A 3,556-nucleotide genomic window follows, 5' to 3' on the forward strand; every position below is an offset into this window, starting at 1 on the left:
GAAAGCGTGGATTTCACCTCCGTATCGGTGTCGCGGCCCGGCTTGTCATAGCGGCGCGACCAGTAGACCGCACCTGCCCCTGTCTCCTCGATCAGTGCTTGCAGGACTTTCAGCGGATCGCCCTTGCGCAAGATCAGCTTCGCGCCTTTCTCCGCGAGGCTTTCCGCGAAGGCCTCCACGGCGAGGCCGAGCCGCCATTTCGCCGCCGCCCCCAAGGCTTCGACCTGATCGTCATGGATGAAGACCGGGATCACCGGCGCACCGGTCTTCGCAGCCGCCGCCATCGCCTCGTGATCGTGGAATCGAAAGTCGCGCCGCAGCCATAACAGGACGGGGGTGTCACTCATGCTCGTCTCCTTTGCCTCCCTTTCCCTACGCGCCGCGCCCGATCCGGTTCAGTCGCGCCCAAATTTTCCGCAACGCCCCTCCGCGTCGAGGCTTTTCCACACTTTGCCGCAGGGCTCCTGCCTATCTGCCGTGCAAATGCCTCTTGCGAGGGCGAAAAAGCCGCTCTAGCGTTTTCACAAAACGAACACAAAACAGGGAATATGCAATGAAGACTTCTGCTCTCCTTCTGGCGGGGATTGCCGTGGCCGCGCTGAGCGCCCCGGCCCGTGCCGCCGATCCGGACCTGACCATTTTCGATTGGGCCGGTTTCGAAATCCCCGGCCTCTTCCAGCCCTATATCGACAAATACGGCGACAGCCCGACCTACGCTTTCTTCGGCGATGACGACGAGGCCTATCAGAAACTCGCCTCAGGCTTCAAAGCAGACGCGGCGCATCCCTGTTCGCAGATGATCTCGAAATACAAGGATGCCGGGCTGATCGAACCCTGGGACGTCTCGAAGATCCCGGAATTCAAGAATATCGACCCCAAGTATCTGAATTCGAAGATCTTCGTCGATGACGACAAGAACGTCTGGTATCTGCCGACCGACTGGGGCGCGACCGCGATCGCCTATAACCCCGACAAGGTCCCGGCCGAAGACGTGGCGAGCCTCAATGTCTTCATCAATCCGAAATATGCCGGCCGCACCTCGCTGCCCGACAGCTCGGACGATGTCTGGGCGCTGGCCTATCTCGCGACCGGCGTGACCGACTGGACCAATGTCACCGACGAACAGTTCCAGGCCGCCGCCGACTGGCTGCGCGAGGCCAACAAGAACGTCCAAAGCTACTGGACCGACCCCTCGCAGCAGGCCCAGCTGATGGCCTCGGGCGAGGTGCTGGTCGCGTGGTCGTGGAATGACGGCGTCGCCTATCTGCAGGACGACAACTACCCCGTCGCCTTCCAGCGCGAGGCGAAAGAGGGCTCGTCGACCTGGTTCTGCGGTTTCGTGAACCTCAAGGACGGCCCCGGCTCGGAAGAAAAACTCTACGATTTCATGAATGCATGGCTGCGCCCCGATGCGGGTCCGGTTCTGGTCGACGAGATCGGCTACGGTCACACCAACACCGAAGCGATGAAACTGGTGCCGGAAGATCAGCTCGAGACCGCGGGCCTGACCCCGATCAGCGCGCCGGTCCTCGCGCAGACGCCGAACTCGCCGGAACTGCGCGAAAAGCAGCTCGCTGAGTTCGAGAAAATCAAGGCTGGCTTCTGACCCCTGCGCCGAATAGATCACAGCGAAGGGCCGCGTTTGACGCGGCCCTTTTTAATTGCCCCCCTCGCCCTAGCTGCGTGCAACCGACCATTTGAGACAAGTCATGATACTCAACGCAGCCATTATCCTACTCGCCCTGATCGTCCTTGCCGCAATGTTCCTGCCCCAGCTGCGCGACCGCCCGAAATGGCGCGCGATGGTGACGCCGCTGGCCTCGATCATTGGCTCCGGCTTTCTGGTACTCGGCCCGATCCTGGAGGTCCGCTACGGCAGCTTCGCCCCGCTCGCGATGGCGGCTTTGTGCGGTCTGGGATGGTTTTTCGGCGCGGCCGTGCGCGCCAACATCCGCGCCGAGGAGGTGCCCGACACCGCCGTGATCAAGCGCATCGAAGAGGTGGCGCAGCTCGCGCTCGCCTTCGCCTATGTCATCTCGGTCGCCTATTACCTCAACCTGTTCGGGGCTTTCGCCGTCTCGCTCACGCCGTGGAACACGGATTTCGCCGCCCGCGCGGTAACCACGGCGATGCTCGCCATCGTCGCCATCGCCGGGTTCTCCGGAGGGTTCAAACGGCTCGAGCAGATGGAATATGCCTCGGTCGCGCTCAAACTCGCGATCATCGCCGGTCTGATCCTCGGGCTGGCGGTCTATTTCGGCAAGGTGGCCGTCGCCGGCGATCTGGTGGTCGATGCACCGACGCTGGGCCCGTGGGACTCGCTGCGGCTGCTCTTCGGCCTGATCGTGACCGTGCAGGGGTTCGAGACCGCGCGGTATCTGGGCAAGAGCTACGATGCCGACACCCGCGTCGCCGCGATGAAATGGGCGCAGATGCTCGCGACCGCGATCTACATGGTCTATATCGCGCTGCTGGCTTACATCTTCACGCCCAACGCCCATAACCTGACCGAGACCGCGATCATCGACATGATGCGCGTCGTCGCTCCGATCCTGCCCGCGATGCTGGTGGCCGCAGCGCTGGCGGCGCAATTCTCCGCCGCCGTGGCAGATACCGGGGGCGCGGGCGGCCTGATCGCGGAGTTTTCGCGCGGGAAGATCCCGCAAAAAGCGGCCTATCCGGTGTTGATCGGCGCAGGCATCGCGCTGACTTGGACGACCGATCTGTTCCAAATCATCTCCTACGCGTCGCGCGCCTTCGCGGGCTATTACACGCTGCAAGCGGTGCTCGCCGCACTGCAGACCGAGGGCACGAAACGCTACGCGTTCTGGGCGCTCGCCGCTTTGGGCGTGGCGATCACGCTTCTTGGCATTCCGGCGGAAGGCGACTGATCGGCGGGGCCGCTGCGGCTCAACTCTCGGAAAGCGCCTGCGCATGCAGCCGTGCATCGAGCGCGTAATAGTCGCCGATGAAGCCGCGAATATCGTCTGTCAGGAACGCCTCATAGGGCGGCGTGCGCGCGCCCATCCACTCCCCCGGAAGCGCATCGGCGAGATTACGGGACGGCCGCCCGCGCGCCTTTTGCGCGGCATTGGTCAGCCCCAACCGGATGTCGCGAAGCTCCTCCGGCAAGCGATCGCGCAGGAAATTCTCGAAACTCTCGATCTTCTCCAGCGCGAACAGCCGATCCCAGCGACGATTTTGCAAGTAGCTCCACTGCGCGGCCCAATGGCTGTCCTGCACCTCGCGCGCGGTGGCGTTGATGTAGAAACAGAGCTGCCGAAAGCTCAATCCGCGTTCGATCATCTCCCGGTCCGGATCGTCCCCGCCCGCGAAGAACGCATAGACCGAGCGCGTGTGGTGCAGCACCGAGTCCTGCATTCGATTGCGTCCGAACTTGTCGCAATAACAGCTGACCAGCCGGTCGACGGGATCGCGCAACAGCGCGACGGAAACCCAATCCGGCGCATGATCGACACCGTCCCGCGCGGCGAAAGCCCAATGGCGCGCCTGCATCTGGCTTTGTCCGGAATCGAGCCAGTAATGCGACATGCCG

At 63.1% G+C, this 3,556-nt stretch carries 4 protein-coding genes; 2 read left to right on the forward strand and 2 right to left on the reverse strand.

All coding sequences use genetic code 11. The features are described 5' to 3' along the window. Positions 1-347 (reverse strand): deoxyribodipyrimidine photo-lyase (locus B3D39_RS14500; RefSeq protein ID WP_286789832.1); only part of this gene is annotated, 347 nt, incomplete at its 3' end. A gap of 206 nt (positions 348-553) precedes the next feature. Here B3D39_RS14500 and B3D39_RS14505 point away from each other — a divergent pair. After that, entirely contained in the window at positions 554-1,606 is a 1,053-nt protein-coding gene (locus B3D39_RS14505; protein WP_098410892.1) for an ABC transporter substrate-binding protein, read from the forward strand. Positions 1,607-1,709: 103 nt separating this feature from the next. Continuing rightward, entirely contained in the window at positions 1,710-2,891 is a 1,182-nt protein-coding gene (locus B3D39_RS14510) for a hypothetical protein (protein ID WP_274962277.1), read from the forward strand. A 19-nt stretch (positions 2,892-2,910) separates the two neighbouring features. On the opposite strand, the gene B3D39_RS14515 is transcribed toward B3D39_RS14510, so the two are convergent. Then, the coding region (locus tag B3D39_RS14515) for a sulfotransferase family 2 domain-containing protein (protein WP_286789833.1) at positions 2,911-3,556 on the reverse strand (646 nt) is incomplete at its 5' end.

This window comes from Thioclava sp. UBA3469, assembly GCF_002378135.1.
GTDB classification, from domain to species: Bacteria; Pseudomonadota; Alphaproteobacteria; order Rhodobacterales; family Rhodobacteraceae; genus Thioclava; species Thioclava sediminum.